The 22,217-nt window shown below is 60.2% G+C and carries 24 protein-coding genes; 12 read left to right on the top strand and 12 right to left on the bottom strand.

Annotated features, from left to right (window positions below; translation table 11 throughout):
- Positions 1-26: 26 nt before the first annotated feature.
- Positions 27-527 (top strand): universal stress protein, encoded by a 501-nt coding sequence (locus AC07OT_RS12185; protein WP_027606982.1) that lies wholly within the window; start codon positions 27-29, stop codon positions 525-527.
- 104 nt (positions 528-631) lie between these two features.
- Positions 632-1,606, top strand: a complete 975-nt coding sequence (cysB, locus tag AC07OT_RS12180; RefSeq protein ID WP_003189876.1) for an HTH-type transcriptional regulator CysB — start codon at positions 632-634, stop codon at positions 1,604-1,606.
- Positions 1,607-1,610: 4 nt separating this feature from the next.
- Here cysB and AC07OT_RS12175 read toward each other — a convergent pair whose 3' ends face one another.
- Both AC07OT_RS12175 and AC07OT_RS12170 read right to left on the bottom strand, forming a co-directional pair.
- A complete protein-coding gene (locus AC07OT_RS12175) occupies positions 1,611-2,093 on the bottom strand; it encodes a GreA/GreB family elongation factor (protein WP_495108162.1) in 483 nt (160 codons plus the stop codon).
- 5 nt (positions 2,094-2,098) lie between these two features.
- A complete protein-coding gene (locus AC07OT_RS12170; protein WP_115488068.1) occupies positions 2,099-2,467 on the bottom strand; it encodes a hypothetical protein in 369 nt (122 codons plus the stop codon).
- Between the two features lie 132 nt (positions 2,468-2,599).
- Between AC07OT_RS12170 and earP the strand changes: the two genes are divergently transcribed.
- Positions 2,600-3,733 (top strand): elongation factor P maturation arginine rhamnosyltransferase EarP, encoded by a 1,134-nt coding sequence (earP, locus tag AC07OT_RS12165; RefSeq protein WP_495108161.1) that lies wholly within the window; start codon positions 2,600-2,602, stop codon positions 3,731-3,733.
- A 48-nt stretch (positions 3,734-3,781) separates the two neighbouring features.
- Entirely contained in the window at positions 3,782-4,354 is a 573-nt protein-coding gene (locus AC07OT_RS12160) for an elongation factor P (RefSeq protein WP_003172723.1), read from the top strand.
- A gap of 64 nt (positions 4,355-4,418) precedes the next feature.
- On the opposite strand, the gene AC07OT_RS12155 is transcribed toward AC07OT_RS12160, so the two are convergent.
- The 4 genes from AC07OT_RS12155 to AC07OT_RS12140 form a co-directional block, all read right to left on the bottom strand.
- Positions 4,419-5,435 carry an alpha/beta hydrolase gene (locus tag AC07OT_RS12155; protein ID WP_495108160.1) on the bottom strand — a complete coding sequence of 339 codons (1,017 nt, stop codon included), beginning with the start codon at positions 5,433-5,435 and terminating at the stop codon, positions 4,419-4,421.
- A gap of 27 nt (positions 5,436-5,462) precedes the next feature.
- Complete coding sequence (locus AC07OT_RS12150; RefSeq protein WP_027606987.1) at positions 5,463-5,882, bottom strand: organic hydroperoxide resistance protein; 420 nt, start codon at positions 5,880-5,882, stop codon at positions 5,463-5,465.
- A gap of 232 nt (positions 5,883-6,114) precedes the next feature.
- Positions 6,115-6,567: a MarR family winged helix-turn-helix transcriptional regulator gene (locus AC07OT_RS12145; RefSeq protein ID WP_495108159.1), complete on the bottom strand. Its 453-nt coding sequence runs from the start codon at positions 6,565-6,567 to the stop codon at positions 6,115-6,117.
- A gap of 79 nt (positions 6,568-6,646) precedes the next feature.
- Positions 6,647-7,597 (bottom strand): LysR family transcriptional regulator, encoded by a 951-nt coding sequence (locus tag AC07OT_RS12140; protein WP_115488072.1) that lies wholly within the window; start codon positions 7,595-7,597, stop codon positions 6,647-6,649.
- Between the two features lie 108 nt (positions 7,598-7,705).
- On the opposite strand from AC07OT_RS12140, the gene AC07OT_RS12135 reads away from it, so the two are divergent.
- Positions 7,706-8,455, top strand: coding sequence for a sulfite exporter TauE/SafE family protein (locus AC07OT_RS12135; protein ID WP_027606990.1), 750 nt, complete (start codon positions 7,706-7,708; stop codon positions 8,453-8,455).
- On the opposite strand, the gene AC07OT_RS12130 is transcribed toward AC07OT_RS12135, so the two are convergent.
- Positions 8,445-9,326: a LysR family transcriptional regulator gene (locus tag AC07OT_RS12130; RefSeq protein ID WP_043293698.1), complete on the bottom strand. Its 882-nt coding sequence runs from the start codon at positions 9,324-9,326 to the stop codon at positions 8,445-8,447. The two genes, AC07OT_RS12135 and AC07OT_RS12130, sit on opposite strands and share 11 nt — an antisense overlap.
- A gap of 70 nt (positions 9,327-9,396) precedes the next feature.
- Here AC07OT_RS12130 and AC07OT_RS12125 point away from each other — a divergent pair, with 70 nt between their 5' ends.
- On the top strand, positions 9,397-9,603 hold the full coding sequence (locus AC07OT_RS12125; RefSeq protein ID WP_065924439.1) for a DUF1127 domain-containing protein: 207 nt from the start codon (positions 9,397-9,399) through the stop codon (positions 9,601-9,603).
- A gap of 45 nt (positions 9,604-9,648) precedes the next feature.
- The gene (locus AC07OT_RS12120; protein ID WP_141157120.1) at positions 9,649-10,869 is read left to right on the top strand and encodes a winged helix-turn-helix domain-containing protein; all 1,221 of its coding nucleotides are present in this window, start codon (positions 9,649-9,651) and stop codon (positions 10,867-10,869) included.
- Positions 10,870-10,930: 61 nt separating this feature from the next.
- Here the strand turns inward: AC07OT_RS12120 and AC07OT_RS12115 are convergent, their stop codons facing one another.
- Complete coding sequence (locus AC07OT_RS12115) at positions 10,931-12,277, bottom strand: class II 3-deoxy-7-phosphoheptulonate synthase (RefSeq protein WP_027606994.1); 1,347 nt, start codon at positions 12,275-12,277, stop codon at positions 10,931-10,933.
- Between the two features lie 124 nt (positions 12,278-12,401).
- Here AC07OT_RS12115 and AC07OT_RS12110 point away from each other — a divergent pair, with 124 nt between their 5' ends.
- Complete coding sequence (locus AC07OT_RS12110; RefSeq protein ID WP_495108158.1) at positions 12,402-13,157, top strand: spermidine synthase; 756 nt, start codon at positions 12,402-12,404, stop codon at positions 13,155-13,157.
- Positions 13,158-13,273: 116 nt separating this feature from the next.
- On the opposite strand, the gene AC07OT_RS12105 is transcribed toward AC07OT_RS12110, so the two are convergent.
- Entirely contained in the window at positions 13,274-14,065 is a 792-nt protein-coding gene (locus AC07OT_RS12105) for a crotonase/enoyl-CoA hydratase family protein (RefSeq protein WP_065924442.1), read from the bottom strand.
- Positions 14,066-14,488: 423 nt separating this feature from the next.
- Between AC07OT_RS12105 and AC07OT_RS12100 the strand changes: the two genes are divergently transcribed.
- Together AC07OT_RS12100 and AC07OT_RS12095 are read left to right on the top strand one after the other, a co-directional pair.
- Positions 14,489-16,162: a DEAD/DEAH box helicase gene (locus tag AC07OT_RS12100; protein ID WP_027606997.1), complete on the top strand. Its 1,674-nt coding sequence runs from the start codon at positions 14,489-14,491 to the stop codon at positions 16,160-16,162.
- A gap of 298 nt (positions 16,163-16,460) precedes the next feature.
- Entirely contained in the window at positions 16,461-17,474 is a 1,014-nt protein-coding gene (locus tag AC07OT_RS12095; protein WP_495108157.1) for a hypothetical protein, read from the top strand.
- Between the two features lie 10 nt (positions 17,475-17,484).
- Here AC07OT_RS12095 and AC07OT_RS12090 read toward each other — a convergent pair whose 3' ends face one another.
- Positions 17,485-18,252 (bottom strand): DODA-type extradiol aromatic ring-opening family dioxygenase, encoded by a 768-nt coding sequence (locus tag AC07OT_RS12090; protein ID WP_495108156.1) that lies wholly within the window; start codon positions 18,250-18,252, stop codon positions 17,485-17,487.
- A 105-nt stretch (positions 18,253-18,357) separates the two neighbouring features.
- Here AC07OT_RS12090 and AC07OT_RS12085 point away from each other — a divergent pair, with 105 nt between their 5' ends.
- Positions 18,358-19,014, top strand: coding sequence for a thiopurine S-methyltransferase (locus tag AC07OT_RS12085; protein WP_495108155.1), 657 nt, complete (start codon positions 18,358-18,360; stop codon positions 19,012-19,014).
- Between the two features lie 52 nt (positions 19,015-19,066).
- Here the strand turns inward: AC07OT_RS12085 and htpX are convergent, their stop codons facing one another.
- The gene (htpX, locus tag AC07OT_RS12080) at positions 19,067-19,954 is read right to left on the bottom strand and encodes a protease HtpX (protein WP_027607000.1); all 888 of its coding nucleotides are present in this window, start codon (positions 19,952-19,954) and stop codon (positions 19,067-19,069) included.
- Positions 19,955-20,257: 303 nt separating this feature from the next.
- Positions 20,258-21,469, bottom strand: coding sequence for a pyridoxal phosphate-dependent aminotransferase (locus AC07OT_RS12075; protein WP_065939968.1), 1,212 nt, complete (start codon positions 21,467-21,469; stop codon positions 20,258-20,260).
- 202 nt (positions 21,470-21,671) lie between these two features.
- Between AC07OT_RS12075 and msrB the strand changes: the two genes are divergently transcribed.
- Positions 21,672-22,064: a peptide-methionine (R)-S-oxide reductase MsrB gene (msrB, locus tag AC07OT_RS12070; protein ID WP_495108154.1), complete on the top strand. Its 393-nt coding sequence runs from the start codon at positions 21,672-21,674 to the stop codon at positions 22,062-22,064.
- The last annotated feature ends 153 nt before the right edge of the window (positions 22,065-22,217 follow it).

The following is a 22,217-nucleotide window of genomic DNA, read 5'->3' as shown; positions in this document are numbered from 1 at the left end:
TCCATCCTGGCCGTCCGGGAGGTTTTATGATTCGTTCGATGCTGTACGCCACGGACCTTGGTCTGTACGCGCCGTATGTGATGCAACATGCACTGGCGCTGGCGCGAACGTTCAAGGCTGACCTGGATGTGATTCATGTGGTCGAGCCCATCGGGTTGTTCGCCGAATCGGTGTTGCAGAGCTACCTTGATGAGAAGGCCTTGAGTGAATGGCAGAGCCAGGGGCTGAGTACTGTCATGGCGACCATCGAGCAACGGGTGCTGGACAGTTTTCGCGAAGAATTGGGAGACGAGGGCCAGGACCTGGAACTGATTCGCTCGGTACGGGTGATTCAGGGTGACCCCTGCGAAGTGATACTCGAGCAGTTGCGCAAATTGTCCGTCGACCTGTTGATCGTCGGCAGCCACAGCCATGCCACGGCGGCCGCCACACCGCTTGGGCGCACCGCTGCACGGGTGCTGCAGTTGTCTAGCGTGCCGGTTTACCTGGTGCCTGCGTTACAGCGTCGACGCAGTGATGACGTGTGATGGGTAAGAAACGATAAAAAGTTCTAGATTTATCCGTCAAACCTTTAATATAGTTATATACCGTCGCTGATACCCGTGGCGTCTATCTGCTTTGAGGGACACATATGAAGCTTCAACAACTGCGCTACATCTGGGAAGTGGCGCACCACGACCTCAACGTTTCCGCTACCGCTCAAAGCCTTTACACCTCCCAACCCGGTATCAGCAAGCAGATCCGCCTGCTCGAAGACGAGCTGGGCGTCGAAGTGTTCGCGCGCAGCGGCAAGCACCTCACCCGTGTCACCCCGGCCGGTGAACGCATCATCACCACCGCCGGCGAGATCCTGCGCAAAGTCGAGAGTATCAAGCAGATCGCCCAGGAATTCTCCAACGAGAAGAAAGGCACCTTGTCGATTGCCACGACCCACACCCAGGCGCGTTACGCATTGCCGCCGGTGATCCGCGATTTCATCAAGCAATACCCGGATGTGGCGCTGCACATGCATCAAGGCTCGCCGATGCAGATCGCTGAGATGGCCGCCGACGGCACCGTCGATTTCGCCATCGCCACCGAAGCCCTGGAGCTGTTCGGTGACCTGGTGATGATGCCGTGCTACCGCTGGAACCGTTGCGTCGTCGTGCCCCAGGGGCACCCATTGGCCAAGTTGCCGAAGCTGACCCTGGAAGCCCTGGCCGAGTACCCGATCGTCACCTACGTCTTCGGTTTCACCGGCCGCTCCAAGCTCGACGAAGCCTTCAGCCATCGTGGCCTGACGCCGAAAGTGGTGTTCACCGCCGCCGACGCCGACGTCATCAAGACCTATGTGCGCCTGGGCCTGGGCGTGGGCATCGTCGCCAAGATGGCGGTCGATACCAACCTCGATAAAGACCTGGTGGTGCTGGATGCCAGCGAGCTGTTCGAGTCCAGTGTGACCAAGATCGGCTTCCGCCGTGGCACCTTCCTGCGGGGCTTCATGTGCGACTTCATCGAGAAGTTCGCCCCGCACCTGACCCGCGAAGTCATGGCCAAGGCAATCCAGTGCCACAACAAGCAGGAACTGGAAGAGCTGTTCGACGGCGTGGAATTGCCCGTCCATTAAGGGGTTATTTGGCCTCGGTAACCGTAAAGTGTTGCCGGGCGCCTGCCACCAGAATCTCCACCTCATCACCTTCGAACTTGCCCAGCAGGCTTTTGCCCAAGGGCGAGCGTGGGGTGATGACGGTCACCGGTTGCCCGACCACATCCACCTTCAAACCCGCCGCATCCGGTGCCAGGAACAGCCACTGTTGGCGGCCGTTTTCGTCTTCCAGGCCCAGCAATGTGCCGACTTCTATGCCACGTTGATCATCGTACGCACACAGTGGCAGGTTCTGGCACAGCGCCAGCGCCTGCTTGATTTCCTCGACGCGCCTGGCTTGCCCGGCCGCCAGGTAAGACGCCTCCAGCCCGAGGGTGTCGTATTTGTTTTCGGCGATATTTTCTTCGTGGGTCGCGGTTTCGTAGGCGGTCTGCGCGGCGCGCTGGGCGATGTCGAGGTCGACGGTGAGTTTTTCCAGGATCAGCTGGTGAACAGCGTGTTTATTCATGGTCATCAATCGCAGAATTGCAGGACATTGGCCCGGGTCTTTTCATTCGGTGCGTTCTGGTCCTGCTGCAGCCAGAACTGGCATTTGGGGTTGGACAGGTTGCGTGCGTTATTGCGGGCCTGGTCCAGGGCCTGCTGTTGTTCCTGCTTCTGCAGGTTCTGTTGGTACTGCTCGAACATACGGTTCGGCGGCTCCGGTGCAACCGCCGCAGGTTTGCCCAGTTGCTCAACGGCCTGGGCTACAGGCGCCAGGCTTTGCGGGAACAGATAGCGCGACGCCAGCCAACTGGTCAGCGCAATGGCGATAAATCCCAGCCACAGCCCCAGGGCAATGGCGAGCGTGAGTTTGGGCAGCGACAACGAGCGATCGGACATGATGGCCTCCTGGCAGGCATTAACGGCATGGCGGCGATTGTCGCACAGCCACTGTGCAGAATAATCGCGATCAAGCCTTCTGCATCGGCGCATTTATGCGGACAATCGAGCCTTTGAGCGTTGGAGCCCGGAATGAAAGCCCGCTGGGATATTTTTTGCAGCGTCGTCGATAACTATGGCGACATCGGCGTGACCTGGCGCCTGGCCCGGCAATTGGTGGCGGAGCAGGGGTGCGAGGTGCGCTTGTGGGTCGACGACCTGCGCGCCTTCGAGCGTATGTGCCCCGAGATTGATGTGCGCCTGGACCAGCAATGGCAAGAGGGTGTCGATGTGCGGCATTGGCCGGCCGTGTGGTCGAGCGCACCGGCAGCCGATGTGGTGATCGCCGCCTTCGCCTGCCAGTTGCCGCCCGACTACATGGAAGCCATGGCCGTGCGTGAACGTACGCCGTTGTGGATGAACCTGGATTACCTCAGTGCCGAAGACTGGGTAGTGGGGTGTCATCGGTTGCCGTCGGTGAAGTTCAAGGGCGTGCAGAAGTACTTCTTTTTCCCAGGCTTCCGACCCGGTACAGGCGGGCTGTTACGCGAGGCCGGGTTGCTGGAACAGCGTCAGGCGTTTCAGCAGGATGCCGCTGCACAGCGGCAATTCCTGCAAGGACTGGGTGTGTTTCCGGCACCGGGTGCGCGGCTGATCTCGTTGTTCGCCTACGAAAACGCCGGGCTGGCCAGTTGGCTGGATGCACTCTCGACCGACGGGCACGCCACTCATCTCTTGGTGCCGGAAGGGCGCATCCTCGGTGATGTGCAGCATTGGCTCGGTGTCGAAAGCCTGGCGGTGGGGGACGTCCATCAACGCAACGCCCTGACTGTGCAGGTGCTGCCGTTTGTGCGCCAGGAGCAATATGACCGCCTGCTGTGGTGTTGCGACTTCAACGCCGTGCGCGGCGAAGACTCGTTCGTGCGCGCCCAATGGGCCGGGCGGCCGCTGCTCTGGCACATCTATCGTCAGGACGAAGACATCCACCTGGACAAGCTCGACGCCTTCCTGGACCTGTACACCGCCGCCCTGTCACCGGCCGCGAAGGCTGCCCTGGTCGAACTCTGGCAAGCCTGGAACACTGATGGCGATATGACACAAACGTGGAAAATGCTGCTGGCGCACTGGCCTGAGTTAAGTCAGCACGCGCAGACGTGGTGTCTGGAACAAGGCTTGCAGGCCGATCTTGCGACGGCGCTGGTACAGTTTTATGAAAGTTGGATATGATACGCGACCTTGATTTTTGTAATCCCATCCAAATTTCGGATATACGCAATGAAAACTGGTAAAGAACTGAAACCCGGTACAGTGATCCGTCTCGAAAACGACCCTTGGCTGGTTCAGAAAGCTGAGTTCACCAAGTCTGGTCGTAACAGCGCAATCATGAAGACCAAGCTGAAGAACCTGCTGACCGGTTACAAGACCGAGATCGTCTACAGCGCCGATGACAAACTGGACGACGTGATCCTCGACCGCAAGGAAGCGACCCTGTCCTTCATCAGCGGCGACACCTACACGTTCATGGACACCACCGACTACACCATGTACGAGCTGAACGCTGAAGATATCGAAGCCGTTCTGCCGTTCATCGAAGAAGGCATGGAAGACGTCTGCGAAGCTATTTTCTTCGAAGAGCGCCTGGTTTCCGTAGAGCTGCCGACCACTATCGTGCGTAAGGTTGCCTACACCGAAGGTTCCGCTCGCGGTGACACTTCGGGCAAAGTGATGAAGCCTGCCAAGCTGAGCAACGGTACCGAACTGCAAGTTGCCGATTTCATCGAAATCGACGACCTGATCGAGATCGACACCCGCGAAGGTGGTTCGTACAAAGGTCGCGCCAAGAAGTAATTCTGGCCCCCGCCGATACGAAAAAGCCCGACCTAGCGTCGGGCTTTTTCGTGGGCGCTGCTTTTTACTTCAGGTGCTGCTTCAGCTCGTCGGATGCCTGCAGCAAGGCCGAACGCACCGCTGGTACCTGGCTGACCACATTGAGCAAGCCGTAGTCGTGGATCATGCCGTTATAGCGCACGGCCGTCACGGGAACCCCGGCCTGGTCCAGCTTGCGCGCATAGGCTTCGCCTTCGTCCCGCAACACGTCGGCACCGGCGGTCTGAATCAGCGCGGGCGGCAAGCCCTTGAGCTGATCCGCGGTCGCCCGCAGCGGCGAGGCGTAGATCTCGGCCCGCTGATTGGCGTCGGTGGTGTAGTTGTCCCAGAACCACTTCATCATGTTCCTGGTGAGGAAGTGCCCTTCGGCGTACTGGTTGTAGGACGCCGTCTCGAAGTTGGCATCGGTCACCGGCCATAACAGCAGCTGGAACTTGATCGCAGGTGTGCCCTTGTCCTTGGCCATCAGGCTGACGACGGCTGCCATATTGCCGCCGACACTATTACCCGCGACTGCCAGGCGTTTGCCGTCGACGTTGATGTCCTTGCCATGCTCGGCGACCCACTTGGTTGCGCCGTAGGCCTGGTTGATCGCCACCGGATAGCGGGCTTCCGGTGAAGGCGTGTAGTTGACGAAGATCGCCACGGCCCCCGAACCCACCACCAGATCGCGCACCAGGCGCTCGTGGGTCGGGTAATCCCCCAACACCCAGCCGCCGCCGTGGAAGAACATGAACACCGGCAATGTGCCCTTGACCCCGGCTGGCCGCACGATGGTCAGGTCCAGCGGCTGGCCATCGACCTGAATGGTCTTCTGGCTCACGTCCGCCTTGGGCAGGGTCAACTTCACACCGGCCTGGGCACCCGTCAGCACGGCACGGGCTTGCGTGGGCATCAGTTGTTCCATCGGTTTGCCGGTGCCGGCGTTCAACACATCCAGAAAGGCCTGGGTACTGTGTTCAACGTCGCCATTGGCGGCAAACACGTGAGTGACGGACAGGGCGAGCAGGCTGCCGGTCAGCACGTTGGCAAATGTGTTCATGTTCTTCTCCAGTGACAGCGGCAGTGGTTAGACGGTTACGTGCAGGCGCACATCGACGTTGCCACGGGTGGCGTTGGAGTACGGGCAGACTTGGTGCGCGGCGTCGACCAGGCTTTGCGCATCGTCCTCGGCCAGGCCTGGCAGGCTGACGTGCAGGTCGATATCCAGGCCGAAACCGCCAGGGATCTGGCCGATGCCGACGTGGGCAGTGATCGAGGCATCATCCGGGATTTTGCGTTTGGTCTGGCTGGCGACGAATTTCAGGGCGCCGATAAAGCAGGCCGAGTAACCGGCGGCAAAAAGTTGTTCCGGGTTGGTGGCCTGGCCGCCGGCGCCGCCCAATTCCTTGGGGGTGGAGAGTTTGACGTCGAGGATATTGTCGCTGGAAACAGCGCGACCATCACGGCCGCCGGTGGCGGTGGCTACTGCGGTATAGAGCGTTTGCATGGTGTCGTCCTCTTGGTTTTTAGCGCTAAAATTTTGCGCGCTAAGTAGTTGGTGAGGCAAATGTATAGCGCTAATGTTTAGTGCGCAAGATAAATGTGTAAATATTTTTCAGTCGCTGCAAAACAATGTGGGGGCTTGCTCCCGATAGCGGTGTTTCAGTCAAAAGATTCGTCGACTGATAAACCGTCATCGGGAGCAAGCCCCCTTCCACATGTTGAGTGTTTTGCCGTGTTCAGATCGCGTTCTGCAGGTTGCCCCGCAACGCAAGCAAGTCAGCCTGCAGCGTGCGTAATTGGTCCAGCTCCAAACCGCTGGCGCCGAGAATGCACTGTGGAATACCCATGGCCTTCTCCTGCAAGGCACGCCCAGCGTCGGTCAGTTCCACCACCACCACGCGCTCATCTTCACGGCTGCGGGTGCGGCTGAGCAGGCCTTCGGCTTCCAGGCGCTTGAGAAGTGGTGTCAGGGAGCCCGGGTCGGTCAGCAGGCGGTTGCTGATTTCACCGACGGTCAAACCATCTTCTTCCCACAGCACCATCATGGCCAGATACTGCGGGTACGTCAGGCCGAGGGCTTGCAGCAGCGGTTTGTAGACCTTGGTCATCAGCAGCGACGTGGAGTGCAGGGCGAAACACAGTTGGTTGTCCAGCAACAGGGATTCGCACGGGGCGGGATTTTTGCTCATGGTGGTGCCTCAAAAAAGCGTGTCTGCCTGGAATCTAGCGGGCAAATCTTTAATGCGCCAGATAATTCTGTCCGGGTGGTCAGACCAGTCCGCTTTGCAGTGCCAGATCCCAAGGCGGCACGGGGCTGAATCGGGACTTGAGATATTCCAGCAGCAACCGGCTGCGCGCATTGGGCTGCTGTTCCAGGCGCAGTGCATAGATCCCGGTGGTCTCCGGGTTGGGCAGGCCGTCTTGGCAAAACAGTGGCAGTAACTCGCCGCGCACCAGGTACTCACTGGCCAGCCAGGTGGGGAGGTGGGCGATCCCCAGCCCGGCGAGAGCCCCCGATAACAGCGCTTCAGCGTTGTTGGCGCTCATGCGGATGCGCCGCGGGCGATGCGTTGCACGTCGCCCGTCCAACTCGAAGCGCCACGCGAACATCGGCGCCAGGCCGTCCCAGTCCAGGCCGTCATGCTCGCTCAATTCGTGAGGGTGGGCCGGGGTGCCACGGCTTTTCAGGTAGGCCGGACTGGCGCAGGCGATGCGCACGATACTGGCCAGGGGCGTGGCGATCAGCCGGGTATCGACGATATGCCCGGCGCGCAGCACCAAGTCGACCTTGCCCAAGTGCGCGCCCTGCATATCGACAAAGCTGTCGATCAGATGCAGGTGCACATCCAGCCCCGGGTATACATTCAGGAAGTCGGCGATCACGGGCGCCAGATGCCGTCGCCCAAACGCTGCCGGTGCGTCCACGCGGATCAAGCCCTCGGGTGCATGGCTCAAGGAGACCGCTTCCGCCCGCGCCAGTTGCAGCTCGCTGACAATCCGTCGTGCCCGCTCGGCGAAGGCCAGGCCCGCCGGGGTCGGCACCACCGCGTGAGTGCTGCGCTGGAACAGGCGGCTGCCCACGGAGCTTTCCAGGCTGTCGATGCGCCGCGCCACCGCCGAGGGCGTCAGCGGATGGCGACGGGCTGCGGCGGAAAAGCTGCCGGTTTCCAGTACATCGAGAAACAGGCTCAGTTGATCGGTCAGTGTGTTGGGATTCATCGATGCGCGCTTATGCGAGATTGGCATAGCCATTGTGCGTTGCTGTGCGTTTCCGCGCCAGGGTCGACTGCGTAGCATGCAGGGCCTGGGAATGTGGAGTAGCGAGCGGTGTTGGATTTAGCGGTGTATCTGGTATTGGGCGTGGCCCTCGGCACGGTGGGTGGCCTGTTTGGTATTGGCGGTGGGCTGATTGCGATCCCGGTACTCGGCGTATGGTTCGGCCTGGACCAACAACTTGCCCAAGGCACGGCGCTGGTGATGGTGGTGCCGAACGTGATGCTGGCCCTGTGGCGTTACCACCAGCGCAATCGCATCGAACTGCGCCACGCCCTGCCGTTGGGCATCATGGGCTTCAGCTTTGCCTGGCTCGGCTCGATCTGGGCCGTGGGGCTGGACGCAGGCGCCATGCGCATCGGCTTTATCGTGTTCCTGCTGACACTCTCGGCTTACAACCTGCTGCGCATGTTCACACGCAATGCACCGCCGACGGCACACATGCGTTATTCCTGGCCCTGGCTTGGCGTATTGGGCGCGGCGTCCGGTTCCATGGGCGGTTTGTTTGGGGTGGGTGGCGCGGTGGTGGCCACGCCGGTACTCACCAGTGTGTTCGGCACCACCCAGGTGGTCGCCCAGGGCTTGTCCCTGGCCTTGGCCCTGCCCAGTACCGGGGTGACCCTGGTCACCTATGCCTGGCACCACGAAGTGGACTGGCTGATCGGCATCCCCCTGGCCGTCGGTGGCCTGCTCAGTATCAGTTGGGGCGTGAAAGTCGCCCACGCCCTGCCGGAAAGGCTGTTGCGCGGCCTGTTCTGCGGCTTCCTGGTGCTGTGTGCGGTCATGCTGACCTTTAAAGTCTGAAGCCTTCGAGGATGTACTCGGCCAGGCAATCGGTGATCGGTGAGGCCATCAGGGGGTTACGCAGCAAACGCAGGTTCATTGACGGCAAGGGCGGTAACCCTTCCTCGCTGCCGAGTATGCGCAGGTCTGCAGTCACCAGGCTTTCCATGCTGACCATGGCCGCCAAGCCTGCGCTGACGACTGCCTGGATCGCCGCCCCATTGGTGCTGTGATAGGCGAGGCGATAACTGCGCTCGACAGAATCCAGTGCCCCCAGGGCCCACTGGGTGTAAAGGCAGTCAGCACCGGAAATCGCGAGGGGCAGGGCGTCGTGCTCGTCTACGCAAAAGCACGGTGCTGCGGCCCATACCATGCGTTCGGAACGCAACAGTTCCCCGACATCATTCCCGGGCTCTCGGCTGATCACGGTCAGGGCCAGGTCCCGGCGCTGCATCAGCACCGTGGACGCCTCGCAGTGCATCTCAATCTGGATCAGCGGGTATGCCTTGGAAAACCGCTGGAGAATCCCCGGCAGGAAGCGCATCACGTAGTCATCCGGTGTACCGATGCGTACCAGCCCCACCATATGCGGCTCGCGCAGGGTGTTGAACACTTCGCTGTGCAATTTCAGGATGCGCCGCGCGTAGCCCAGCAGCACTTGGCCCTCGGGGGTAAGCCGCACTTGCCGGCCATCGCGCTCGAACAGTTTGCGCTGCAGCACGTCTTCTTCCAGGCGCTTCATCTGCATGCTCACCGCCGATTGGGTGCGGTTGACCCGTTCACCGGCGCGGGTGAAACCGCCCTGGTCGGCGATGGCGACGAAGGTGCGCAGCACTTCAGTGTCGATGCTCGGGTAGTCGGACAATTGATCAATCTCCGAGATGTATTGCATAAGAAACATTCGTTGGATTGATCATAAGGCCAGGCTCACACTCGCGTCATCCCCATTGGAGGGCGAGAAGATGAAAGGTCAAAGAGGCTTTGTGTTGATGGCAAAACGTCCGTTTTCCGGGCTGTTTCACAGGATTGCCCGTTGGCAGGCGCTGCATGGGGAGCGTCAGGTCCTGGCCAGCTTGAGCGATGATGCGCTCAAGGACATCGGGCTCAATCGCGGCGACGTTGAGCAGGATCGCCATCTGCATTTCTGGCAAGACCCGCTGCGAAAATGACCCCGGATGCAGTAGGGTGGTTGGCGAGCCCACATGGAGAACCTCATGGCCGCCGACCTGTCTTTTTCCCTCAAGCAAGCTCGGCGCATGGCGCTGGCGGCCCAGGGATTTTCCGGGCGCCAGGCGCCCGTACTGATAAAAGCTGTGCACATCAACCGCGTGATCGAGCGCTTGGGCGTGTTGCAGATTGACTCGGTCAATGCGCTGGTGCGCTCTCATTACTTGCCGCTGTTTTCCCGCCTGGGCGGTTACTCGCCGTTGATGCTTGAACAGGCGGCCTGGAGCCAGGGCCGGCGGCGTTCGCTGTTCGAGTACTGGGGGCACGAGGCCTCGTTGCTGCCGATGGCGTTGTATCCCTTGATGCGTTGGCGTATGGAGCGGGCGCAGCAGGGACGGGGCATTTATTCGCAGATGGCGCGCTTCGGTCGTGAGCAACAGGCCAAGATCCAGCGCGTTTTGCAGACTGTCGAACAGCAGGGCGCGCTGGGCGCGGGCAGTTTGTCTACCCGCGAAGAGCGAGCCGGACCCTGGTGGGACTGGAGCGATGAAAAGCACGCGCTGGAGTGGCTGTTCGCCGCCGGCCTGGTGACCGTTGCCGGCAGGCGTGGTTTCGAGAGGCTGTATGACTTGCCCGAGCGCGTCATCCCGGCTGACATCCTCCAGCAGACGCCATTGACCGAGGCCGAGGCCCAGCGTGGCCTGTTGCTGCACAGCGCCATCGCCCTGGGTGTAGGCACCGAAAAAGACCTGCGCGACTACTTCCGCCTTGACCCCGCCGACAGTCGCAGTCGCCTGGCGGAGTTGGTCGAGGACGGGCAATTGCAGGTGTGCCAGGTGCAAGGCTGGAAGCAGGCAGCATACTGCCTGCCCGAGCCCAAAGTGCCACGCAAGGTGTCGGCCAGCGCACTGCTGTCGCCCTTCGACTCGCTGGTCTGGGAGCGTAGCCGCACCGAGCGCCTGTTCGATTTCCGCTACCGCCTGGAGATCTACACCCCGCAACACAAACGGGTGTACGGCTACTACGTGCTGCCGTTTTTGCACAACGAGCGCATCGCTGCACGTATCGACCTGCGGGCCGAACGCGCCAACGGGCGCCTGGCCGTGCATGGGGTGCACGAAGAGGAGCCGGGGCTGGATGATGAGGGGATGCAGGCGCTGGCCCTGAACCTGCGGCAAATGGCCGACTGGCTGGGTCTGGAACAGGTGCAGCTCAATTGCCAGCGGCCGAGTGCCGACCGGTTGCGGTTAGCCATGCTGCACGTGTAGGAGGAAGGTACTTTCGTGGCGAGCGGGCTTGCCACTACAAGCCCTATTTTCCAAACGTCTGCTAGCGTTTGACCTGCTTCAACGTCTCGGCAATCAGGAACGCCAACTCCAGCGACTGATCGGCGTTCATCCGTGGGTCGCAGTGGGTGTGGTAGCGGTCCGACAAGCCATCTTCGGTAATTGGCCGCGCGCCGCCGATGCACTCGGTGACGTTCTGCCCGGTCATCTCGATATGAATCCCGCCGGCATAGGTGCCCTCGGCCTGGTGTACCTGGAAGAACTCCTTGACCTCGCCGAGGATCTGCGCAAAGTCGCGGGTCTTGTAGCCGCTGCTGGCCTTGATGGTGTTGCCGTGCATCGGATCGGAGCTCCACAGCACCTGCTTGCCTTCGCGCTGCACCGCGCGAATCAGCTTGGGCAGGTGGTCGCCGACTTTGCCTGCGCCCATGCGCGCGATCAGGTTGAGACGGCCGGGGTCGTTGTCGGGGTTGAGGATGTCGATCAGACGGATCAGGTCGTCCGGGTTCATGCTCGGCCCGACCTTGACGCCGATCGGGTTGTTCACCCCGCGCAGGAATTCGACATGGGCGCCATCCAACTGACGGGTGCGGTCGCCGATCCACAGCATGTGGGCCGAGCAGTCGTAGTAGTCGTTGGTCAGGCTGTCGCGGCGCACGAAGGCTTGTTCGTAGTTGAGCAGCAGCGCTTCATGGGCGGTGAAGAAGCTGGTTTCGCGCAACTGCGGCGAGCTGTCCATGCCGCAGGCGCGCATGAAGGCCAGGGTTTCGTCGATGCGGTCGGCCAACTGGCTGTATTTCTCGGCCAGGGCGGAGTTGGCGATAAAGTCCAGGTTCCACTTGTGCACCTGGTGCAGGTCGGCAAAACCGCCCTGGGCAAAGGCGCGCAGCAGGTTGAGGGTGGCGGTGGACTGGTGGTAGGACTGCAGCAGGCGGTCCGGGTCCGGCACGCGGCTTTTTTCGTCGAAACCGATGCCGTTGACGATGTCGCCACGGTAGGCGGGCAGGGTGATGCCGTCGAGGGTCTCATCGTTGGCCGAGCGCGGCTTGGCGAACTGGCCGGCCATGCGCCCGACTTTCACCACCGGGCAGCCGGCAGCGAAGGTCATCACGATGGCCATCTGCAGAAGCACCTTGAAGGTGTCGCGGATTTTTGCGGCGGAGAACTCGGCAAAGCTCTCGGCGCAGTCGCCACCTTGCAGCAGGAACGCGCGACCCTGGGTCACCTCGGCAAACTGACGGCGCAACTCGCGGGCTTCCCCGGCAAACACCAGCGGCGGATAGCTGGCCAGGCTCTGCTCCACTTGCAACAAGTGGGCAGCGTCCGGGTACTGGGGTTGTTGCTGGATTGGCAGGGCGCGCCAGCTGTCGGGGCTCCAGGGTTGGCTCATCATGAACTCGATTGGGTGGTTGACGGTCGGGCGCCAATGTTATCAGCAATTAGTGCGTGACCTGTTGCCGCCGGTTGGCCGACAATCGCGCCTTTGCCGTGGGGTAGACCCTTTAGGAGTAGTGATGAGCGAGGAGCGTGTCGAGCGCCTGCTGGCCGAGGTCCATGATGATTTCGGCATGATTCGTGTGCTCGAGGTGGCCGATTACCGGTTTCTCGAGTTTGGCGACGCCATCGAGCAAAGCTGCGTGTTCACCGCTGACCCGAGCTGGCTGGAGTACGACTACACCCGCGCGATGCTGATCGGCGCGTTGTGCCATGAGCAGCCGGAGAGCGCACTGTTCCTCGGCCTGGGAGCTGGCACCTTGACCCAGGCCTGCCTCAAGTTCCTGCCGCTGGAGGATGTCGAAGCCATCGAGCTGCGCCCCGATGTGCCGCGCCTGGCCATCGAATACCTGGGGCTGGATGATGATCCGCGCCTGTATATCCGCATCGGCGACGCCTTGGAATTGTTGGAGAGCGCTGAATCGGCGGACCTGATTTTCGTCGACCTCTACACGGATGTCGGTCCCGGCGTCGGACACCTGGCCTGGACCTTCCTGGAAAACTGCCAGAAGAAACTCAACCCCGGCGGTTGGCTGGTGATCAACCAGTGGGCGACCGATGATGGCAAACCCTTGGGCGCGGCGCTGCTGCGTGGTTTGTACCACCGGCATTATTGGGAACTGCCGGTGAAGGAGGGCAATGTGATCCTGTTGGTGCCTTCGGAGCTGGACCAGGCGCTGGATCTGGAGGCGCTTTCTGCTCGGGCTGAGCTGTTGGCGCCGCGTCTGGGTTATTCGTTGCAGCCGTTGATCAAGGCGATTCGTCCGGCGACGTAGGCGCCTGTGCCGACGCCATCGAAGGCAAGTCGAATCGTCACACCGCCCCTCCCACATTTGAAATGAGTTCCAAATGTGGGAGGGGGCTTGCCCCCGATGGCGTCGGTGCTGCCAACTCAAATGCCCTTGAACACCCCCGGCCGCTTCTCGACCATCGCCCGCACGCCTTCCTTGGCATCCTCGCTGTTCAGCAATTTATCCACCATTGGCGGCAGCGCGGCGGCGGCAACGGTTTCGCCTTCCATGTGTGCCAGGCGGGCCGACATCAAGGTGGCCTGGACGCCAAGCGGCGCCTGGCGCGCGATGCGGCTGGCGAGTTCGATGGCACGGGGCAGCAGGTCTTCACTGGCCATGACTTCCTGCACCAGGCCCAGGCGCAGGGCTTCGTGGGCGTCGAACTCATCGCCGGTGAGCAGCCAGCGCATGGCGTTGCCCCAGCCGGCGATCTGATGAAAGCGCAATGTCGCGCCTCCAAACGGAAAAATCCCACGTTGCACTTCCATCTGCGCAAAGCGGGTATTGCTTGCGCACAGGTTGATATCCGCCGCGAGCATCAACTCGATACCGATGGTCAGGCAGTAGCCCTGGGCCGCGACGATCACCGGTTTGCTGACCCTGGGGCCGGCGAAAACGCCCCAGGGATCGCAACCGCCCAGGGGCGGTTGCCAGCCTCCAGCCATTACGGCGCTGACATTGGCCAGGTCCAGGCCCGCGGTGAAGTGGTCGCCGTGGGCAAATACTACGGCCACCCGTGCTTCGTCATTTCGATCAAATTCGCCATAAGCCAGGCTCAGCTCATTGAGCAAGTCCAGGTCAAAGGCGTTGCGCTTGGCGACCCGATCCAGGCCCAACAGCAGGACATGGCCCTGGAGTTCACGGCTGACGCGGCTGCTGCTGGCTTGATTCATCGGGTGTTCCCTCGGGCGCAATGTCAGGGTTTCAGACCAAAGGGTCTCGATGCAAGGTGAACCGTTTAAGCGTCATGACCAACAGGGCCGGGCCTTTGAAAAATAGACCCTGCCGCGCTTATCTGCAAAGACTGTGATGCAGCGCGGTTTATCGGCGCCTGGCGATAAAAAAAGCTCCCTTTTTCAGGTATTTCCGGTATAGTGCGCGCCGGCCTTTAACCGGGCCGCGTTTAGGTAGCGCAATTCCCCGAAGTCAGCTTCGGCTGCACGTCCGCACAGCGGACTCTCCCTTGACGAATCTTTTTCATTCATTCGTTTTCGCAAATCCCCGCCGACAAAGCAGCCAGGGCGACTCTTGAGTCTCAACACGGCATGCGCAGCTTTGGAGCATGGGTCTTTGCGGATGCACTTAGAGGCAGACCCATGACCCAGGAAACCGGCGGCTTCGCCGCTTTTAATCTTAACCCGAACATTCTCGCTGCCGTCATCGCGACCGGCTACGAAGAACCTTCGGCGATTCAGCAGCAATCGATCCCGATCATCATGGCCGGCCAGGACATGATTGGCCAGGCGCAAACCGGTACCGGTAAAACCGCCGCGTTCGCCCTGCCTATCCTGCACTGCATCGATCCTGCCAAGCGCGAGCCGCAAGCCCTGATCCTGGCGCCAACGCGTGAGTTGGCGCTGCAAGTAGCAACCGCTTTTGAAACCTACGCCAAGCAAATGCCAGGCGTTACCGTTGTTGCCGTCTACGGCGGCGCGCCGATGGGCCCGCAACTGAAAGCCATCCGTAATGGCGCCCAGATCGTCGTGGCCACCCCGGGCCGTCTGTGCGACCACCTGCGTCGCGACGAAAAAGTCCTGTCGACCGTGAACCACCTGGTTCTGGACGAAGCCGACGAAATGTTGAAGCTGGGCTTCATGGATGACCTGGAAGTCATCTTCAAGGCACTGCCACCGACCCGTCAGACCGTCCTGTTCTCGGCTACCCTGCCACAGTCGATCCGTGCCATTGCCGAACGCCATCTGCGCGATCCGCAACACGTGAAGATCCAGACCAAGACTCAGACCGTTACCGCGATCGAACAGGCTCACCTGTTGGTTCACGCTGACCAGAAGACCTCGGCTGTATTGAGCCTGCTGGAAGTCGAAGACTTCGACGCCCTGATCATGTTCGTGCGTACCAAGCAAGCGACCCTGGACCTGGCCAGTGCCCTGGAAGCCAAAGGCTACAAAGCCGCTGCGCTGAACGGTGACATCGCCCAGAACCAACGTGAGCGCGTGATCGACTCCCTCAAGGATGGCCGTCTGGACATCGTTGTGGCGACCGACGTAGCGGCTCGTGGTCTCGACGTTCCGCGTATCACCCACGTGTTCAACGTTGATATGCCTTACGATCCGGAATCCTACGTTCACCGTATCGGCCGTACCGGCCGTGCCGGTCGCGAAGGTCGTGCACTGCTGCTGGTGACGCCACGTGAGCGCCGCATGCTGCAAGTGATCGAGCGTGTAACCGGTCAGAAAGTTGCCGAAGTACGCCTGCCGGATGCCCAGGCCGTTCTCGATGCCCGCATCAAGAAACTGACCAACAGTCTGTCGCCGCTGGTGGCTGACGCTGAATCGACCCACGGCGACCTGCTGGACCGCCTGACCGCCGATATCGGTTGCACCCCACGTGCCCTGGCTGCAGCCCTGCTGCGCAAGGCTACCAACGGTCAGGCCCTGACCCTGGCAGCCATCGAGAAAGAGCGCCCACTGGTGCCGAACAACGCGCCACGCGGTGATCGTCCAGAACGTACCGGCGACCGTCCGGACCGTGGTGACCGTGAGCGTCGCGCTCCGGTTCCATTGGCTGAAGGCCGTGCCCGTTGCCGTACCGCGCTGGGCGCACGTGATGGTATCGCTGCCAAGAACCTGCTGGGCGCTATCCTCAACGAGGGTGGCTTGGCACGTGAAGCCATCGGTCGCATCCAGGTCCGTGACAGCTTCTCCCTGGTGGAGCTGCCGGAAGACGGTCTGGAAAAACTGCTGACCAAGCTGAAAGATACCCGCGTTGCCGGCAAGCAATTGAAGCTGCGTCGCTACCGCGAAGATTGATCCGCCCTTGGGCTGATTGATCGCACATAAAAAATCCCCGACTGGTTCGGGGATTTTTTTTGTCGTGCGCTAAGGCATGAAATGTTCCGCGCAAGTACATGCCGCTTGGCCAGAGCAGAAGGCCACTGGGTGAGCTGGCGAGTTATCAACGGTGACGGCCAGGTTGCAGGTCTTATTGGTTTTGGGAAAAGTCCGCGCGTCCAAGCGGCCTTTCTGACTGCTCGCCTCGATGTACAGCCTCTACCCTCGAATGATGTGACATCTATTGATTGCTTTCCAGAAAGAGTCTGTAGCGACTATGAGTACTCATTATTCACTGGGTTTTCCGCAAGTAATATCTGCGTCTGTTGTCTATCCTTCTACACTATCGTCAGTCAGTTCGATGGTAGGACGAGGAAGTGACAGGCGTGATGAAAGTAGTTTGCAGCTGACGGAGCGCGATATTGCTTCGAGGTCCGAGGTGATTCGCTCAAAAAAAATCCTTGCAACAGTGCCAGTTTCGTCTGTGGATATTACCGAAACTTCGAGGCTTGATAAGGTCAGCGATCCAAAGCTTGAAATCAAGAAAGAGGCTACCTCGCCCAATGGTCTGTATGGCGTGAATTATTCACTTTCTGCGCCTGTACCTGGTTTGAGCAATATCACGTTTCCAATGAGTATCGACGAAGGTCTTCAAAGAAAGAGTGGCAAAGATGCGGGGATTTATTACGCGATGATGTTCGGCGTTAATACCGTAGAAGGTAAGCGTCTGGGGCGCGGCTATATCGGAATGCAGCCACGTGAGGATGGCAAGGCTCTGATTGTTTTTTCTGGATATGGCTCGCATTTCAAAGCACCACAAGGTCGCCCCGAGTTTGATGGGGGAAAGGGTGCCAGCAACAGCACACTGGTAGATTTCAAGTTTGGGAATAAATATAACCTTACAGTGGAAGTGGATCCTGAAAACCCTCAAAAACTGAAAGGGTTTATTCAGGATGTCACGGATCCTCATAGGCCCGGGCCCAAGCGACATGTCAAAGATATTCATGTCGATCAGAAGATTGCGTTATCCGGTAGAGATACGGGGTTTGTCGAGCAGTACGGCGCAAAAATAAATCGCAGCTCGCAAGTTGCTCCTACTGGCGGTAGTTTCTCCGCACCTTTTACTCGAGACGACAAGGGCAGCATCAAGGTGGGTGAAATCAACAGCACAGGGTTATATGGCAGGTATAAGAACTCGATAACAGGCAATCAACAAGTTACCAAAGAGGCTGGCCAACCAAAGGAGTTAAAGTTCTCTTTTCATGGCGTTGGCTATGAGAAAAAAGGCTGACAAAACCGCGTCAGCCGAAGCGATAAATATCCATGCCCAATGCCCCCATGGTGAACCCCTGGTGTGCCAGGCTGAATTCACCGCCAGCGCCACGCGCGAAGTACAACGGCAGCAGGTGTTCATCGCTGGGATGGCTGCGCACGGCGTGGGGCGCCTGGCGTCGATAGTCGTGCAGGGCCGTTTCATCGTCGTCGGCGAGTTTGTCTACGATCCAGTCGCGAAACTCCAGTGCCAACGGCGTGATGGTATCCGGTCCTGCACCCCAGTCCAGCTCGCCCAGATTATGAGTGATACTGCCAGAGCCGATCAGAAGCACGCCGTGTTCTCTTAAACTGGCCAGGGCATGCCCGACGCGGGTTTGCAGGGCAGGGCCCATGTGACTGGGCAAGGAGACTTGCACCACTGGGATATCCGCTGCCGGGTACATCAGCGAGAGCGGCACCCAGGTGCCATGGTCAAACGGGCGGTGCTCATCGATTCGCGCCTGCAAGCCGTCGGCATGAAGCAGTTCGACAATTTCGCCGGCCAATTGCGGGTCGCCCGGTGCCGGGTACTGCACGGCGAACAGCTCCCGGGGGAAACCGCCGAAGTCGTGCCAGGTCTCGGGCGCAGCACTGCCGCTGACCAGCAGTTCCTGGCTTTCCCAATGTGCCGACACCACCACAATTGCCTTCGGCCGCGGCAGTTCAGCGGCCAGGCGCTGCAGGGCGGGGCCGCTGGCGCCGGGTTGCAGGGCAAGCATGGGCGATCCGTGGGAGATAAACAGGCTGGGCAACATAAGGAAGGTCCTGAGGGTTAACATGGGACCATCTTCAATCAGATCATTGATCTAAATCTAATATAAGTTTTAGCGCTTTTTGATCGAATTTTCGGAGGTGATTCCATGGAGCCCAAATTTTGGCAGGAGCGCTGGGCGCGCAATCAGATCGGCTTTCACCTGCCCGAGGTCAATCCTTACCTGTTGCGGTATTGGCCTGCGCTGGGCCTTGCCCAGGGCGCCAAGGTGCTGGTGCCGCTGTGTGGTAAAAGCCTGGACCTGATGTGGCTGGCCAGCAACGGCTATCACGTACTCGGCGTTGAACTGTCGGAGCAGGCCGTGGAAGCCTTTTTCGGCGAGCAGAACCTGAAGCCGCGCATCACTCGGCACGGCGTGTTCAAGGTGTACCAGGCTGATTTGATCGAAATATGGTGCGGCGATTTCTTTGCCTTGGACGCCGGGGCACTGGCTGACTGCACTGCGCTCTACGACCGTGCCGCACTGATCGCCCTGCCGCCGTTGATGCGTGCGCAGTACACCGAGCAGTTGAATAGCCTGCTGCGGCCAGGCTGCCAGGGGTTGCTGATCACCCTGGACTACGACCAGACGCAAAAAGCCGGCCCGCCCTTTGCGGTGCCGGATGATGAGGTGAGGGTGCTGCTGGGTTTGCAGTGGAGCCTGGAAGTGCTCGAAGCCCAGGATATCCTGGATGAGAGCTGGAAGTTCGTGCAGGACGGAGTCGCGCGCCTCGAAGAGCGCGTGTATCGGCTCACCAAGGTGTAAACCCGCGCACAAAAAAGGGGCGATCCAATCGCCCCTTTTGCATTACCGGGTATCAGCCCCGACGACGCAGCGCGTCGATACGCTCTTCCAGCGGCGGGTGGCTCATGAACATGCGAGCCAGGCCCTGCTTGACACCACCGTTGATGCCAAAGGCGGTCAGGCTGTCGGGCATATGCACCGGCAGGCCCTGTTCGGAGCGCAGGCGCTGCAGCGCACTGATCATTGCACTGGTGCCAGCCAGGCGTGCGCCGGCTTCGTCTGCACGGAACTCTCGTTTGCGCGAGAACCACATCACAATCGCGCTGGCCAGGAAGCCCAGTACCACTTCGGCAAAGATGGTCGCTACGAAGTAGGCGATCCCGCGGCCGCCTTCGTTCTTGAAGATCACCTTGTCGACAAAGTTGCCGATGATCCGCGCAAAGAACATCACGAAGGTGTTCACCACGCCCTGCACCAGCGCAAGGGTAATCATGTCGCCGTTGGCTACGTGGCCGATCTCGTGCGCGAGGACCGCCTTCACCTCATCGGGAGAGAATCGCTCGAGCAGCCCTTGGCTGACCGCCACGAGGGCGTCGTTCTTGTTCCAGCCCGTCGCAAAGGCGTTGGCCTCGTAGGCAGGGAAAATCCCGACCTCGGGCATTTTTATACCTGCTTCCTGAGACAACTGCTCCACGGTCTGCATCAGCCATTGTTCATGGCGGGTGCGTGGTTGAGTGATGATCTGGGTGCTGGTGCTCATCTTCGCCATCCACTTGGAGATGAACAGCGAGAACAGCGAACCGGCAAAACCAAAGACCGCACAGAAAATCAGCAGCTGATTGAGGTTCAGATCAACCCCGTTGGCCGCCATGAACCCGTTGAAGCCGAAAAGGCTCAGGGTGATGCTGGCAATCAGCACGACCGCCAGGTTGGTAGCCAAGAACAGCAGGATGCGCATCATGGTTGTAGAGTTCTCCTCATGCTTAATATGTCGCGTACTGCGGGGTATATAAGGTGCGGCTTGGGGTGATTCAACCGAGCGACTATTTCAAACTGTGTCCTACAGCCTGAATGTAGAGTCTTGAAGGGATTTTCCGATGATGAATACTACCCGTGAAAAGCTATTTTTTGCCTTGCGGGCCCGTAACTACAGGGGGTTGTGGATGTAGAAACGCAAGTGCAGTACGGGGAAAGTGCACAGCCAGAGAAGTGTTGCCAGATAATCGCTGTACGACCGAATGCCGGTCGTACAGCGCCACGTCGGTTACTGGCGATAGGACTTGAGGAAGTTGCCGATACGGCCAATGGCCATGTCCAGGTCATCCACGCGGGGCAGGGTCACCACTCGGAAGTGATCCGGCCACGGCCAGTTGAACGCCGTGCCCTGGACCACCAGCAGCTTTTCCGAGAGCAGCAGGTCCAGCACGAACTTCTCGTCGTTGAGGATAGGGCAGACCTTCGGGTCGATCCTCGGGAAGGCGTACAGCGCGCCCATGGGCTTGACGCAGCTCACGCCCGGGATTGCATTGAGCAGCTCCCAGGTGCGGTTGCGCTGTTCCAGCAGGCGGCCCTGGGGCAGGACCAGGTCATTGATGCTCTGGTAGCCACCGAGGGCAGTCTGGATTGCGTGCTGGCTCGGCACGTTGGCGCACAGGCGCATGTTGGCCAGCATGTCGATGCCCTCGATGTAGCTCTGGGCATTGTGCTTGGGCCCGGAAATCGCGATCCAGCCGGAACGGAAGCCCGCCACGCGGTAGGACTTGGACAGGCCGTTGAAGGTCAGGCACAGCAGGTCCGGCGCGAGGGAAGCGGTGCAGATATGCACCGCATCGTCGTAGAGGATCTTGTCGTAGATCTCGTCGGAGAACACCACCAGGTTGTGCTGGCGTGCCAACTCGAGCATGCCCAGCAGCACTTCCCTGGAGTACACCGCACCGGTGGGGTTGTTCGGGTTGATGATCACCAGGGCCTTGGTGTTCGGCGTGATCTTGGCCTTGATGTCGGCCAGGTCCGGGAACCAGTCGGCGCCCTCGTCGCACAGGTAATGCACCGGGTGGCCGCCGGCCAGGGTCACGGCGGCGGTCCACAGTGGGTAGTCCGGTGCCGGCACCAGCACTTCGTCGCCGTTGTTGAGCAGGGCCTGCATGGACATCACGATCAGCTCGGACACGCCATTACCCAGGTAGATGTCTTCGATGCCGACGCCTTCGACCTGCTTCTGCTGGTAGTACTGCATCACGGCCTTGCGCGCGCTGAACAGGCCCTTGGAGTCGCTGTAGCCCTGGGCGGTGGGCAGGTTGCGGATCACGTCCTGGAGGATTTCATCCGGCGCTTCGAAACCAAAGGGCGCCGGGTTGCCGATGTTCAGCTTGAGGATGCGATGGCCTTCCTCTTCCAGGCGCTTGGCGTGCTTGAGCACCGGGCCGCGAATGTCATAGCAGACGTTGGCGAGCTTGTTCGATTTGCTGACCTGCATGGCGATGTGATCCTGAAAATGAACGATCCAGACGGTGTGGGCACTACCGTACTGTGAATGCTGCAAGGCCCGCACCCATAAATACGTTTGAATGCCGGTAGCGCGGGTGCCAGACTGGCGTTTTGAAGAGGCGCAATCATACGTGCCGCCTGATCCATGGAAAAGATACAGATCAGGCTTTTTCAGTTGCCGAGGTGTACCGATGGAAAAGTTGAAGAAAACCGTTGAAGAATGGAAGGCAATGCTCGATCCGGAGCAGTACAACGTGTGCCGTCTCAAGGGCACCGAGCGTCCTTTCAGCGGCAAGTACAATGAGACCCGGACCGATGGCGTGTATCACTGCATCTGCTGTAATGCGCCATTGTTCGATTCGACCACCAAGTTTGATTCCGGCTGCGGCTGGCCGAGTTTCTACGCGCCGATCGCCGACAGCGCAATGATCGAGATCCGTGACGTCAGCCACGGCATGATCCGCACCGAAGTCACCTGCGCCCAATGTGATGCGCATCTGGGCCATGTGTTCCCGGACGGCCCACCGCCGACGGGGCTGCGGTATTGCATCAACTCGGTATGCCTGGACCTTGTACCCCGTTAACTCGACTGACGTCGGGCCCCTGTAGGAGCGAGCTTGCTCGCGAAAGTCGTCAACGATTACACGGGCATTCTGGTTCAGCCCGGTGTCCTTGAGTTTTTCGCGAGCAAGCTCGCTCCTCCAGAGTGTTGATGAGGTGTCATCAGTGCGGTCAAT

Source organism: Pseudomonas sp. GW821-FHT09C10, from assembly GCF_059418085.1.
This window is presented reverse-complemented; position numbering and strand designations above follow the sequence as displayed.